We start from the raw sequence: 13473 nt of genomic DNA, 5'->3' as shown, positions 1-13473 counted from the left end.
GCGCCGCGTGCTGCTAGGTCGTGCTGGGTGCGGGCGCCAGCGGTACGTGCGTGGTGCACGCGCAGTCGCCGTTGACGATGGTCGCCAACCGCTGCACATGCGTGCCCAGCACCTCCGCCATAGCTTGGCGCTCCGCGTCGCACAGCTCCGGGAATTCCTCGGCGACGTGCGATACCGGGCAGTGGTGCTGGCAGATCTGCACGCCGTGGATCGGCCCGCCGACCCGCGTCGTGGTGGCCACGTAACCGGCCTTGGTCAACGCGCCGGCCACCCTCTCGGCCGCCGCCTCGACGTCGGCCTCGGCGGCGCTGTCGGCCGGCGCGACATCCGCCAGGATCGTGTCGATGCGCTGCCGCGCGAACGCCTGCACCGCCGTCTCACCGCCGATCTCGCGCAGCTGCCGCATGGCCGCGGCGGCCAGATCGTCGTAGGCGTGCCCCAGCTTGGCACGACCGGCGGCGGTCAGCCGGAACCGCTTGGCGGGACGCCCGCGGCCGGCCTGCTGCCACGCCGCGGCGGGCACCGACTCGGCGTCACCCGCGTCGGTCATGGCGTCGAGGTGGCGCCGCACACCGGCGGCGGCCAGGCCCAGCCTCTCGCCGATCTCACCCGCCGTGATCGAACCGGACTCCAGCAGCAGACGCACGATGGCGCGCCGCGTCTGCCCGTCCGCCGCGCCCACCGCGGCGGCATCGGGGCCGGTTCCGATTTTCACAACACCAGTGTGACGCAATTCCGCACGCCGGTCTAGCAAGGGTGCCCTGCCTAGGCGTTGCACTGGTCACACCGACCCGCGATCTCGCCGGGGCTTACGCTGCTGGGATGGCAGTCCGCCACCACACGCTGAGCTCGTCGATCGCCAGCTTGCACGGCGACGAGCAGGCGGTGGGGTCGCCGCTCAACGGTACCGAGCTCACCGCGCTGCAGCGCACGCGCCTGTTCGGGGCCAGCGGCACCGTGCTGATGGCGATCGGCGCGCTGGGCGCCGGGGCGCGCCCGGTGGTGCAGGACCCGACGTTCGGGGTCCGGTTGCTCAACCTGCCGTCGCGCATCCAGACGGTGTCGCTGACCATGACGACGACCGGCGCGGTGATGATGGCCTTGGCCTGGCTGATGCTCGGCCGATTCGCGCTGGGCCCCAGGCGGATGTCGCGCGGCGAGCTGGATCGCACGCTGCTGCTGTGGACGCTGCCGCTGCTGATCGCGCCGCCGATGTACAGCAAGGACGTCTACTCCTACCTGGCCCAGAGCCAGATCTCCCTGGAGGGGCTGGACCCGTACCGGGTGGGCCCCGCGTCCGGGCTCGGGCTGTCACATGTGTTCACGCTGTCCGTGCCGACGCTGTGGCGCGAGACGCCGGCGCCCTACGGCCCGCTGTTCTTGTGGATCGGGCGGGGCATCTCGGCGCTCACCGGCGAGAACATCGTCGCCGCCGTGCTGTGCCACCGGCTGGTGGAACTGCTGGGCGTGGGACTGATCGTGTGGGCGACGCCGCGGCTGGCGCGGCGCTGCGGCGTCGCGGAGGTCAGCGCGCTGTGGCTGGGGGCGGCCAACCCGCTGCTGATCATGCATCTGGTGGCCGGGGTCCACAACGAGGCGCTGATGCTGGGCCTGATGTTGGCCGGCGCCGAGTTCGCGCTGCGCGGCATCGACGCCCCGCACCTGTGGCCCGCGTCCTGGCGGCCCGGCCCGGACTGGGAGCCGCTGGGCATGCTGGTCGCCGGCGCGATCCTGATCGTGCTGTCGTCGCAGGTCAAGCTGCCCTCCCTGTTGGCGCTCGGGTTCGTCACGATGGCGTTGGCCCACCGGTGCGGCGGCACGCTGCGCGCGCTGCTGGTGGCGGGCGCCGCGATGACGGGGCTGACCCTGGCGGTGATGGCCCTCGTCGGCTGGGCCAGCGGACTGGGCTTCGGCTGGATCTACACGCTGGGCACCGCCAACGTGGTCCGCAGCTGGATGTCCCCGCCGACCCTCCTGGCGCTGGGCACCGGCCAGGTCGGCATCCTGCTGGGCTTGGGCGACCACACCACCGCCGTGCTGGGCCTGACCCGCGGCATCGGTGTGTTGATCATCACGGTCATGGTGGCGTGGCTGCTGTTGGCCGTCTTCCGCGGCCGGCTGCACCCCATCGGCGGGCTCGGCGTCGCGCTGGGCGTCACGGTCCTGCTGTTCCCCGTCGTCCAGCCGTGGTATTTGCTGTGGGCCGTCATCCCGCTCGCCGCCTGGGCCACCCGCACCGGCTTCCGGGTGGCGGCCATCGTGATCAGCCTGGTCGTAGGCATTTTCGGCCCCACGGCCAACGGCGACCGCTTCGCGCTCTTCCAGATCGTCGACGCCACGCTGGCCAGCACCGCCATCGTCGTCGTCCTGATCGCGCTGACCTACACCCGGTTGCCCTGGCGACGCCTGCAGTCCAAGCCGGCGGACGCCGGTACGCCGGGCGCCGACGCGGCCCCGCCGGCACCGGCGCCGACCCCCACCGCGGCGGCCGCCCCGGACGCCTACGCTGATTCCACGTGAGCTCAGACCCCCAATTCCCCGACGCGGTGGTGCGGCTGCGCGGGGTCAGCAAGCGATACGGGTCGACGAACGCCGTCAACAACTTCGACCTTGACGTGCACGCCGCCGAGGTGCTGGCTTTGCTCGGCCCCAACGGCGCCGGCAAGACGACCACCGTCGAGATGTGCGAAGGCTTCCTTCGCCCCGACGCCGGCAGCATCGAGGTGCTGGGTTTGGACCCGATCGCCGACAACGCCCGGCTGCGGCCGCGGATCGGCGTCATGCTGCAGGGCGGCGGCGGCTACCCGGCCGCCCGGGCCGGCGAGATGCTGGAACTGGTGGCCTCCTACGCCGCCGCGCCGCTCGATCCGGCCTGGCTGCTCGACGTGCTGGGCCTCACCGACGCCGCCCGCACCACCTACCGCCGGCTTTCGGGCGGTCAGCAACAGCGGCTGGCGCTGGCCTGCGCTCTGGTGGGCCGCCCGGAGCTGGTGTTCCTCGACGAGCCGACCGCCGGCATGGACGCGCACGCCCGGCTGCTGGTGTGGGAGCTCATCGACGCGCTGCGCCGCGACGGGGTGACGATCGTGCTGACCACGCATCAGCTCAAGGAGGCCGAGGAGCTCGCCGACCGGCTGGTGATCATCGATCACGGCGAGACGGTGGCCAGCGGCACACCGTCGGAGCTGACCCGCGCCGGCGCCAAGGACCAGGTGCGGTTCAGCGCGCCGCCGCGGCTGGACCTGTCGTTGCTGACCGCCGCGCTGCCCGAGGACTACAAGGCGACCGAGGTGACGCCCGGCGAGTACCTGGTCGAGGGCCCCGTCGACCCGCAGGTGCTGGCGACGGTGACCGCGTGGTGCGCGCAGATCGACGTGCTGGCCACTGACCTGCGGGTCGAGCAGCGCAGCCTGGAAGACCTGTTCCTGGAACTGACCGGCAGGAAGTTGCGGCCATGACCGACACCGACAGCACCGCCCCGGCGTTTCCCGCGGGCACCTTCGCCCCCGACCCGCGGCCCAGCGCGGTCCCGAAAATGCTTGCGGCGCAGTTCCAGCTGGAGCTCAAGCTGCTGCTACGCAACGGCGAACAGCTGCTGTTGACCATGTTCATCCCGATCACCCTGCTGGTCGGCCTCACGTTGCTGCCGTTCGGGTCGTTCGGCCACAACCGCGCCGCCACGTTCGTCCCCGTCATCATGGCCCTCGCCGTGATCTCCACCGCGTTCACCGGGCAGGCCATCGCCGTCGCCTTCGACCGCCGCTACGGGGCGCTCAAGCGGTTGGGGGCCACGCCGCTGCCGGTCTGGGGCATCATCGCCGGCAAGTCGATGGCCGTCGTCACGGTGGTGTTCTTGCAGGCGATCCTGTTGGGCGGCATCGGGTTCGCGCTGGGCTGGCGGCCCGCGCCGGCCGGCCTGGCCCTCGGCGCGGCGGTCATCGCGCTGGGCACGGCCGCGTTCGCGGCGCTCGGGCTGCTGCTGGGCGGGACGCTGCGGGCCGAGATCGTGTTGGCGGTGGCCAACCTGCTGTGGTTCGTCTTCGCCGGGCTCGGCGCGCTGACGGTGCAGACCGAGATGATCCCCACGGGGGTCAAATGGGCGGCCCGGCTGACGCCGTCGGGCGCGCTTACCGAGGCGCTGTCGCGGGCGATGGTGCTCTCCGTCGACTGGTTCGGGCTCACCGTCCTCGCGGCGTGGGGGCTGCTCGCCGCGCTGGGCGCGCGGCGCTGGTTCCGCTTCACCTGAGCCGCCCCGGCGCGACCGCTCGCCGAGATTGCCGCCATGGTCGCGGCGCGGCGGCAAGCGCAGCCATGACGGCAATCTCGTCGCAGCCGCCTTACTACAGGCCGTAGTTGCCGGTGGCCTACGATCGGGGCCGTGCCCGTCGGACGAACGCTGAGGCGGTTGGTGGACCTGCTCCCCGACCCCAGCCTGCGCGTTCAGCGGCTCATCGCCGCGGCGGTGGTCCTCACCCAGGGCGGGATCGCGGTCACCGGGGCGATCGTGCGGGTCACCGCGTCGGGCCTGGGCTGCCCCACCTGGCCGCAGTGCTTCCCGGGCAGCTTCACTCCGGTGGCCCACGCCGAGGTGCCCCGCATTCACCAGGCCGTCGAGTTCGGCAACCGAATGATCACCTTCGCCGTCGTGCTCGCCGCGGCGCTGGCGGTGCTCGCCGTGGTCCGGGCGCGGCGGCGCCGCGAGGTCCTCGTCTATGCCTGGCTGATGCCGGTGTCCACGGTGGTCCAGGCGGTGATCGGCGGCATCACCGTGCGCACCGGCCTGCTGTGGTGGACGGTCGCCATCCACCTGCTGACATCGATGACCATGGTGTGGCTGGCGGTGCTGCTGTTCGTCAAGATCGGCGAGCCCGACGACGGCGTGGCGCAGCGGCGGGTGCCCGTGGCGCTGCGCGCGCTGACCGGCCTGATCGGGCTGAACCTGGCCGCCGTCCTGGTCACCGGCACGCTGGTGACCGCCGCCGGGCCGCACGCCGGCGACCGTAGCCCCACCCGCACGGTGCCGCGGCTCAAGGTCGAGGTCGACACGCTGGTGCACGCCCACTCGTCGCTGCTCATCGCCTACCTGGCGCTGCTGGTCGGGCTGGGCTTCGGGTTGCTGGCCGTGCGCGCTGCGCGGCCCGTGCTGCGGCGGCTGGCGGTGCTGCTCGCCCTGGTGGTCGCCCAGGCCGGCGTCGGGACCGCGCAGTACTTCACCGGCGTGCCCGCCGCGCTGGTCGCGCTGCACGTCGCGGGCGCCGCGGCCTGCACCGCCGCCACAGCAGCCCTATGGGCCTCTCTGCGCATCGCGACGCGAGAGCGGGCCCAGCCCGAGCCGCTCGCAGGCTGATTCGACGGCCAGCGCGAACCGGCGCTGGCCGAGGTCGCGGGCGGCGTCGTCCAGCAGCCGCCAGCCCAGCGGCGGCGCGACGAGGTCCAGCCCGCTCACCCGGTCACCGCGCACGTCGACCCGGGCGCACAGCAGGTTCTCGGCGGCGCCGCCGAGGCGATCGGCGGCCGCCGCGAGGGCGGCCCGACCGAGGTCCCACACCGCGAAGTCCGGCTCCAGGGGCCGCGCGCCGGCGAATGCGTGCGACGGCTCGGCGGCCAGGAACACCAGCGCCATCTCTGAACCCCCGCCCTGCCCCGTCGGGACGCCCGCCACGGCGAGGTCGTCCAGGTACCGCTCGCCCAGATTCCAGACGACGGCGTCCGGCGGGTTGAGCAGGTTGGCCACCGACACGGTCCACGCCCGGAACTCGTCGAGCCGCCCGGCCCGGTCGGGGGCGTCCCGCAGGATCACCAGGTGGGCGTCCCGGGTCCGCGGGTCGTCCCAGGGCAGCCATCGGGCGTGCAGGCCCCGGCGCCGCAGCGCCGGCAGCAGGCCCGCGTCGTCGGCGTCACCGCCGGACCCGGCCAGCACGATGCGCGGATGGAAGATGTCCGGTCGGGCGAGTTTCATGCCCGGGCATGATAAGCACATGCACGCAATCGAAGTCAGCGAAACCGGCGGCCCCGAAGTCCTGCGCTACGTCGAGAGGCCGCAGCCCACGCCCGGGCCGGGTGAGGTGCTGATCAAGGCCGAGGCGATCGGCGTCAACTTCATCGACACCTACTTCCGGTCCGGCCAGTACCCCCGCGAGCTGCCGTTCATCCTGGGCTCGGAGCTCGCCGGCACGGTCGCGGCCGTCGGCGAGGGGGTGGCGGGCTTCGCAGTCGGCGAGCGGGTGGCCAGCGCGTCGGCCTCCGGCGGCTACGCGGAGTTCGCGACGGCGCCCGCGGCGCTCACCGCGGAGGTGCCCGACGGGGTGCCGTCCGACGTGGCCGCATCGGTGCTGCTCAAGGGGCTGACCGCGCACTACCTGGTCAAGTCGGTGTACCCGGTCAGCGAGGGCGACACCGTGCTGGTGCACGCGGGCGCCGGAGGCGTCGGCCTGATCCTCACGCCGTGGGCCAAGGCGCTCGGCGCGCGGGTCATCACGACGGTCTCGACCCCGGAGAAGGCCGACGTGTCGCGCGAGGCCGGGGCCGACGAGGTGCTCGACTACCCCGACGACCCGGCGGCGTTCGGGGAGCGGGTGCGCGCGCTGACGGACGGCGCCGGCGTCGCCGCGGTGTACGACGGCGTGGGGGCGACGACGTTCGACGCCAGCCTGGCCAGCCTCCGCGTGCGGGGCACCCTGGCGCTCTTCGGCGCGGCCAGCGGCCCCGTCCCGCCGTTCGACCCGCAGCGCCTCAACGCGGCCGGGTCGGTGTTCCTGACGCGGCCGTCGCTGGCCCATTTCATCCGCACGGCCGACGAGTTCCGCTGGCGGGCCACCGAACTGTTCGAGGCGATCGCCGGCGGGTCCATCTCCGTCGAGGTGGGCGGGCGCTACCCGCTCGCCGAGGCGGCGCGGGCCCACGAGGACCTGCACGGCCGCAAGACCACGGGCTCGGTCGTGCTGCTGCCCTAGAACAGGTGCGGCAGCGCGATCGCCGAGTCGACCGCCAACGCGCAAAACACCACGGCGAGATAGTTGTTCGACTGCAAGAACAACCGCAGTGGCTTGACAGGCTGGCCGGCCCGCACCCCGGAGTACAGCTGGTGCGCCATCGCCAGGAACCACACCCCGGCCAGCACGGCCACCGCCGCGTACAGCCAGCCCGTTGCCAGGGCCAGCATGAAGGTGGCCGCGACGGTCAACCAGGTGTAGATCAGGATCTGCTTGGTGACCTGCTGTTCGGTCGCGACGGCCGGCAGCATCGGGACCCCGGCCGCCTTATAGTCGTCCTTGTAACGCATAGCCAGCGCCCAGGTGTGCGGCGGCGTCCAGAAGAAGATGATCGCGAACATGACCAACGCCGGCCAACTGATGGTGCCGGTGACCGCGGACCAGCCGATCATCACGGGCATGCAGCCGGCCGCGCCGCCCCACACCACGTTCTGCGAGGTGCGCCGCTTGAGCAGCAGCGTGTAGACGAACACGTAGAACGCGATCGTCGCCAGGGCCAGCAGGCCGGACAGCAGGTTCGTCGTCCACCACAGCCACGCGAACGAGCTCACGGTGAGCACCAGGCCGAGGATCAGCGCGTTGCGCGTCGGCACGGCCGCGCGGGCCAACGGCCGGCGCGCCGTACGCTTCATCACCTTGTCGATGTCGGCGTCGGCCACGCAGTTGAGCGTGTTGGCGCCGCCCGCGGCCAGCATGCCGCCGATCAGCGTGTTGACGATCAGCAGGGGGTTCACCGCGCCACGGTGTGCCAGCAGCATCGCCGGGATGGCGGTGACGAGCAGCAGCTCGATGACCCGCGGCTTGGTCAGCGCCAGATAGGCCAGCACCGTGCCCCGGATCCGGCTCGGTAAGTGGCTCGGCGCGGCGCGCCCGCGAACTCTCACGCAATAACTCCTCGGGGTCGCAGCGGCGCGCAGCATCTACTACGCACGATGGTAGACCGCTTGCCGGCAATGGCCCGCCCGCGGGTGCCCACAGGCAGCTTTCTCCCAGAATCCCGAACTGAATGTTAACGGCTGACGGCCAACGCGTAATTTTCACACAGGCCGGTGGTGGGTACCCGAAAACCTGCACTGCAGAAGCCGGCGCTTCCCCACTAGGGTGGGATTGATCAGCTCGATGACCCCAAGGACTGAAGTCTGTGACGACACTCGAAGAGATCTCCACGCTGACCCAACCGCACCTTCCCGACGACTGGTCCGAGATCGACTCGGACGCCGTCAACACGATCCGGGTGCTGGCCGCCGACGCGGTGCAAAAGGTCGGCAACGGCCACCCCGGGACGGCGATGAGCCTGGCGCCCTTGGCCTACACCCTGTTCCAGCGGGCGATGCGGCACGACCCCAGTGACACCTACTGGCTGGGCCGCGACCGGTTCATCCTGTCCTGCGGGCACAGCAGCCTGACGCTCTACATCCAGCTGTACCTGGGCGGGTTCGGGCTGGAGCTCTCCGACATCGAGGCGCTGCGCACCTGGGGCTCCAAGACCCCCGGCCACCCGGAGTTCCGCCACACCAAGGGCGTCGAGATCACGACGGGCCCGCTGGGCCAGGGCCTCGCGTCCGCGGTCGGGATGGCGATGGCGGCCCGCTACGAGCGTGGCCTGTTCGACCCGGACGCCGCGCCGGGCACCAGCCCGTTCGACCACTTCATCTACGTGGTGGCCTCCGACGGGGACATCGAGGAGGGCGTCACCTCCGAGGCGTCGTCGCTGGCCGCGGTGCAGCAGCTGGGCAACCTCATCGTGTTCTACGACCACAACGAGATCTCGATCGAGGACGACACCAACATCGCGCTGTGCGAGGACACCGCCGCGCGCTACCGCGCCTACGGCTGGCACGTGCAGGAGGTCGAGGGCGGCGAGAACGTGGTGGGCATCGAGGAGGCCATCGCCAACGCGAAGGCCGTCACCGACCGGCCGTCGTTCATCTCGCTGCGCACCATCATCGGCTATCCCGCGCCCAAGCTGATGAACACCGGCAAGGCGCACGGCGCCGCGCTGGGCGACGAGGAAGTGGCCGCCGTCAAGGAGATCCTCGGCTTCGACCCCGAGAAGAAGTTCGAGGTCCGCGACGACGTCATCGCCCACACCCGCAAGCTGGTCGACCGCGGCAAGGAAGCGCACGAGAAGTGGCAGGCCGACTTCGACGCCTGGGCCGAGCGTGAGCCGGAGCGCAAGAAGCTGCTGGACCGGCTGACCGCCGAGGAGCTGCCCGACGGTTGGGACGCCGACCTGCCGCACTGGGAGCCCGGCTCCGACGCGATGGCCACCCGCAAGGCGTCCAACGAGGTGCTCAACGCGGTGGGACCGAAGCTGCCGGAGCTCTGGGGCGGCTCGGCCGACCTGGCGGGCAGCACCAACACCACCATCAAGGGCGCCGATTCCTTTGGGCCGCCGTCGATTTCGACCAAGGACTACACCGCCCACTGGTACGGCCGCACCCTGCACTTCGGGGTCCGCGAGCACGCGATGGGCGCCATCCTGTCCGGCATCGTGCTGCACGGCCCCACCCGGGCGTACGGCGCCACCTTCCTGCAGTTCTCCGACTACATGCGCCCGGCGGTGCGGTTAGCGTCGCTGATGGACATCGACACCATCTACGTGTGGACGCACGACTCGATCGGGCTCGGCGAGGACGGCCCGACGCATCAGCCGATCGAGCACCTTGCGGCGCTGCGCGCCATCCCGAACCTGTCGGTGGTGCGCCCGGCGGACGCCAACGAGACGGCCTACGCGTGGCACACCACGCTGGCCCGCGGCAACGGCAGCGGCCCGGTCGGTTTGATCCTGACCCGCCAGGGCGTGCCGGTGCTCGAGGGCACCAGCCGTGAGGGCGTCGCCCGCGGCGGCTACATCCTCGGCGACGCCGGCGGCGACGAGCCCGACGTGGTGCTGATCGCCACCGGCTCCGAGGTGCAACTGGCCGTCGGTGCGCAAAAACTGTTGGCGGACAAGGACATCACCGCGCGCGTGGTGTCCATGCCGTGTGTGGAGTGGTTCGAATCGCAGCCGGAGGAGTACCGCGACAGCGTGCTGCCCCCGTCGGTGTCCGCCCGGGTGGCGGTCGAGGCCGGCGTCGCGCAGCCCTGGCACAAACTGGTCGGCGACACCGGCAGGATCGTGTCGATCGAGCACTACGGAGAGTCCGCGGACGACAAGACGTTGTTCCGGGAGTTCGGTTTCACCCCCGAGGCCGTCGCCGATGCCGCGGAGCAAGTAGTCGACAACTAGAAAGGGTGGTCTCATGACCAGTCAAAACCCCAACCTGGCGGCACTGTCCGCAGCGGGCGTCTCCGTGTGGCTGGACGACCTGTCGCGCCAGCGGCTGCAGTCGGGCAACCTCCAAGAGCTCATCGACACGAAAAGCGTTGTCGGAGTAACGACTAACCCGTCGATCTTCCAGAAGGCCCTGGCCGAGGGCGACTCATACGAGGGCCAGATCACCGAGCTGGCCGAGCGCGGCGCCGACGTCGAGGCCACCATCCGCACGGTCACCACCGACGACGTCCGCAACGCCTGCGACGTCTTGAAGCGGGAGTGGGAGGCGTCCGACGGCGTGGACGGCCGGGTCTCCATCGAGGTGGACCCGCGACTGGCGGCCGAGACGGACAAGACCACCGCCCAGGCCGTCGAGCTGTGGAAGATCGTCGACCGCCCGAACCTGTTCATCAAGATTCCGGCCACCAAGGCGGGCATTCCGGCCATCGCCGCCGTTCTGGCGGAAGGGATTTCGGTCAACGTCACGCTGATCTTCTCCGTCGAGCGGCACCGTCAGGTGATGGACGCCTACCTCGAAGGTCTGGAGAAGGCGCGCAAGAACGGCCACGACCTGTCCAAGATCCATTCCGTCGCATCGTTTTTCGTCTCACGGGTAGACACCGAAGTGGACAAGCGGCTGGAAAAGATCGGCTCCGACGATGCCAAGGCGCTGCTCGGCCAGGCCGGGGTGGCCAACGCCCGCCTGGCGTACGCGGCCTACCAGGAGGTGTTCGAGGGCGGCGAGCGCTTCGAGGCGCTCAAGGCCGACGGCGCCCGGGTCCAGCGTCCGCTCTGGGCGTCGACGGGTGTCAAGAACCCGGACTACTCCGACACCCTCTACGTCACGGAGCTGGTCGCCCCGAACACGGTGAACACCATGCCGGAGAAGACCATCGACGCGGTCGCCGACCACGGTGAGATCAAGGGCGACACGGTCACCGGCACCGCCGACGCCGCGCAAGAGGTGTTCGACAAGCTCTCGGCGCTCGGCATCGACCTGACCGACGTCTTCAAGGTGCTGGAAAACGAGGGCGTGGAGAAGTTCGTCGATTCCTGGAAAGAATTGCTGGAGGAAACCCAGAAACAGCTGGACTCCGCCGCCAAATGAGTTCTGCTCGCACCGCGCCCGACTGGCGCAATCCGCTGCGGGACAAGCGAGACAAGCGACTGCCGAGGATCGCCGGCCCGTGCGGCATGGTGATCTTCGGCGTCACCGGCGACCTGGCCCGCAAGAAGGTGATGCCGGCCATCTACGACCTGGCCAACCGCGGGCTGCTGCCGCCCAGCTTCTCGCTGGTGGGCTTCGCCCGCCGGGACTGGGAGACCCAGGACTTCCGCAAGGTGGTCTACCAGGCCGTCAAGGAGCACTGCCGGACCCCGTTCCGGGAGGAGAACTGGGAGCGGCTGGCCGAGGGATTCCGTTTCGTCCCAGGATCTTTCGATGACGACGAAGCCTTCGGCCGGCTCGCCGAGACGCTGGACAAGCTCGACGCCGAGCGGGGCACGGGCGGCAATCACGCCTTCTACCTGGCGATCCCGCCGAAGTCGTTCCCGGTGGTGTGCGACCAGCTGCACAAGTCCGGTCTGGCGCGCCCGCAGGGCGACCGATGGAGCCGGGTGGTGATCGAGAAGCCGTTCGGGCACGACCTGGAGAGCGCGCAGGCGCTGAACAAGGCCGTCAACGCTGTCTTCCCGGAGGAGGCGGTGTTCCGGATCGACCACTACCTCGGCAAGGAGACGGTCCGCAACATCTTGGCGCTGCGCTTCGCCAACCAGCTGTTCGACCCGATCTGGAACTCGCACTATGTCGACCACGTGCAGATCACCATGGCCGAGGACATCGGCCTGGGCGGACGCGCCGGTTACTACGACGGCATCGGCGCGGCGCGCGACGTCATCCAGAACCACCTGATGCAGCTCCTGGCGTTGACCGCGATGGAGGAGCCCGTCAGCTTCAATCCCACTGCGCTGCAGACCGAGAAGATCAAGGTGCTCTCCGCCACGCACCTGGCCCAGCCGCTGGACGAGACCACCAGCCGCGGGCAGTACACCGCGGGGTGGCAGGGCGGGGAGAAGGTCGTCGGACTGCTCGACGAGGAGGGGTTCGCGAAGGACTCCAGCACCGAGACGTTCGCCGCCATCACCCTGGAGGTCGACACCCGCCGCTGGGCGGGCGTGCCCTTCTATCTGCGCACGGGAAAACGGTTGGGGCGCAGGGTCACCGAGATCGCGCTGGTCTTCAAGCGGGCGCCACACCTGCCGTTCGACGCGACGATGACCGACGAGCTGGGTGCCAACGCGATGGTGATCCGGGTGCAGCCCGACGAGGGCATCACGCTGCGGTTCGGCTCCAAGGTGCCGGGCACCGCGATGGAGGTCCGCGACGTCAACATGGACTTCTCCTACGGCTCGGCGTTCACGGAGGAGTCACCCGAAGCCTACGAGCAGCTGATCCTCGACGTGCTGCTGGGTGAGCCGTCCCTGTTCCCGGTGAACGAAGAGGTCGAATTGGCTTGGGAGATACTGGATCCCGTCCTCGAGAATTGGGCCGCCGACGGTAAGCCCGAACCGTACGAGGCGGGCACCTGGGGCCCGGACTCGGCGTTCGCCATGCTGCGCCGCACGGGGCGGGAATGGCGGCGCCCGTGATTCGCGCCGGCGACGATGCAGAGCGAAGCGATGGGGAGGAGCGGCGCCCGTGATTATCGACATGGCGGACACCACCACCACCGCGGTCAACAAGAAACTCGACGAGCTGCGGGAAAAGGTCGGCGCGGTGACGATGGGCCGGGTCCTGACGCTGATCATCGCGCCGGAGAACGACGCCATCCTGGAGCAGTCGCTGGAGGCGGCGAACAACGCCAGTCACGAACACCCCAGCCGGATCATCGTCACGATGCGCGGCGACCCGTACGCCGACAAGCCGCGGCTGGACGCGCAGCTGCGCGCCGGCGGCGACACCGGCGCCAGCGAGGTGTTGATCCTCAACCTGTCCGGCCCGCTGGCCGGACACGCCGCCAGCGTGGTCACCCCGTTCCTGCTGCCCGACATCCCGGTGGTGGCGTGGTGGCCCGACATCGCCCCGGCCCAACCGGCCCAGGATCCGTTGGGCAAGTTGGCGATTCGCCGGATCACCGATGCCACCAACGGTGTCGACCCGCTGTCGGCGATCAAGAGCCGGCTGTCGGGCTACACCGCCGGGGACACCGATCTGGCGTGGGC

At 70.6% G+C, this 13473-nt stretch carries 12 protein-coding genes; 9 read left to right on the top strand and 3 right to left on the bottom strand.

Annotation, left to right across the window (positions count from 1 at the left end):
• Window positions 1-13: 13 nt before the first annotated feature.
• Complete coding sequence (locus tag A5714_RS01050) at window positions 14-778, bottom strand: metalloregulator ArsR/SmtB family transcription factor (protein WP_156747113.1); 765 nt, start codon at window positions 776-778, stop codon at window positions 14-16.
• A 44-nt stretch (window positions 779-822) separates the two neighbouring features.
• Here A5714_RS01050 and mptB point away from each other — a divergent pair, with 44 nt between their 5' ends.
• The 4 genes from mptB (at window position 823) to A5714_RS01030 (ending at window position 5347) form a co-directional block, all read left to right on the top strand.
• A complete protein-coding gene (mptB, locus tag A5714_RS01045) occupies window positions 823-2520 on the top strand; it encodes a polyprenol phosphomannose-dependent alpha 1,6 mannosyltransferase MptB (RefSeq protein WP_068281896.1) in 1698 nt (565 codons plus the stop codon).
• The gene (locus A5714_RS01040) at window positions 2517-3458 is read left to right on the top strand and encodes an ABC transporter ATP-binding protein (protein WP_068067314.1); all 942 of its coding nucleotides are present in this window, start codon (window positions 2517-2519) and stop codon (window positions 3456-3458) included. Before mptB ends, A5714_RS01040 begins: the two co-directional genes overlap by 4 nt.
• Complete coding sequence (locus A5714_RS01035) at window positions 3455-4246, top strand: ABC transporter permease (protein WP_068281894.1); 792 nt, start codon at window positions 3455-3457, stop codon at window positions 4244-4246. The genes A5714_RS01040 and A5714_RS01035 overlap by 4 nt, the downstream gene beginning before the upstream one ends.
• Window positions 4247-4405: 159 nt before the next feature.
• On the top strand, window positions 4406-5347 hold the full coding sequence (locus tag A5714_RS01030; RefSeq protein WP_156747115.1) for a heme A synthase: 942 nt from the start codon (window positions 4406-4408) through the stop codon (window positions 5345-5347).
• Here A5714_RS01030 and A5714_RS01025 read toward each other — a convergent pair.
• On the bottom strand, window positions 5285-5959 hold the full coding sequence (locus A5714_RS01025) for a hypothetical protein (RefSeq protein WP_068281890.1): 675 nt from the start codon (window positions 5957-5959) through the stop codon (window positions 5285-5287). The genes A5714_RS01030 and A5714_RS01025 overlap by 63 nt on opposite strands.
• Window positions 5960-5978: 19 nt before the next feature.
• Here A5714_RS01025 and A5714_RS01020 point away from each other — a divergent pair, with 19 nt between their 5' ends.
• Window positions 5979-6953 (top strand): quinone oxidoreductase, encoded by a 975-nt coding sequence (locus A5714_RS01020; RefSeq protein WP_068281888.1) that lies wholly within the window; start codon window positions 5979-5981, stop codon window positions 6951-6953.
• On the opposite strand, the gene A5714_RS01015 is transcribed toward A5714_RS01020, so the two are convergent.
• Window positions 6950-7876 (bottom strand): heme o synthase, encoded by a 927-nt coding sequence (locus A5714_RS01015; protein ID WP_068281886.1) that lies wholly within the window; start codon window positions 7874-7876, stop codon window positions 6950-6952. The genes A5714_RS01020 and A5714_RS01015 overlap by 4 nt on opposite strands.
• A 257-nt stretch (window positions 7877-8133) precedes the next feature.
• On the opposite strand from A5714_RS01015, the gene tkt reads away from it, so the two are divergent.
• The 4 genes from tkt to A5714_RS00995 form a co-directional block, all read left to right on the top strand.
• Window positions 8134-10224: a transketolase gene (gene tkt, locus A5714_RS01010; RefSeq protein ID WP_068281883.1), complete on the top strand. Its 2091-nt coding sequence runs from the start codon at window positions 8134-8136 to the stop codon at window positions 10222-10224.
• A 13-nt stretch (window positions 10225-10237) separates the two neighbouring features.
• Window positions 10238-11359: a transaldolase gene (gene tal, locus A5714_RS01005; RefSeq protein ID WP_068067289.1), complete on the top strand. Its 1122-nt coding sequence runs from the start codon at window positions 10238-10240 to the stop codon at window positions 11357-11359.
• Complete coding sequence (gene zwf, locus A5714_RS01000) at window positions 11356-12900, top strand: glucose-6-phosphate dehydrogenase (RefSeq protein ID WP_068067286.1); 1545 nt, start codon at window positions 11356-11358, stop codon at window positions 12898-12900. The genes tal and zwf overlap by 4 nt, the downstream gene beginning before the upstream one ends.
• Window positions 12901-12949: 49 nt before the next feature.
• Window positions 12950-13473: glucose-6-phosphate dehydrogenase assembly protein OpcA (locus A5714_RS00995; protein ID WP_197513494.1), on the top strand; the 524-nt coding region annotated here is incomplete at its 3' end.

The organism is Mycobacterium sp. E2462 (genome assembly GCF_001672685.1).
Classification (GTDB): domain Bacteria; phylum Actinomycetota; class Actinomycetes; order Mycobacteriales; family Mycobacteriaceae; genus Mycobacterium.
This window is presented reverse-complemented; position numbering and strand designations above follow the sequence as displayed.

What these genes read in the sequence shown, in the direction of transcription:
- mptB (WP_068281896.1), top strand. Translation starts at nt 823, where the DNA reads ATGGCAGTCCGCCACCACACGCTGAGCTCGTCGATCGCCAGCTTGCAC.
- A5714_RS01035 (WP_068281894.1), top strand. Translation starts at nt 3,455, where the DNA reads ATGACCGACACCGACAGCACCGCCCCGGCGTTTCCCGCGGGCACCTTC.
- A5714_RS01025 (WP_068281890.1), bottom strand. Translation starts at nt 5,959, where the DNA reads ATGAAACTCGCCCGACCGGACATCTTCCATCCGCGCATCGTGCTGGCC.
- A5714_RS01020 (WP_068281888.1), top strand. Translation starts at nt 5,979, where the DNA reads ATGCACGCAATCGAAGTCAGCGAAACCGGCGGCCCCGAAGTCCTGCGC.
- tal (WP_068067289.1), top strand. Translation starts at nt 10,238, where the DNA reads ATGACCAGTCAAAACCCCAACCTGGCGGCACTGTCCGCAGCGGGCGTC.
- zwf (WP_068067286.1), top strand. Translation starts at nt 11,356, where the DNA reads ATGAGTTCTGCTCGCACCGCGCCCGACTGGCGCAATCCGCTGCGGGAC.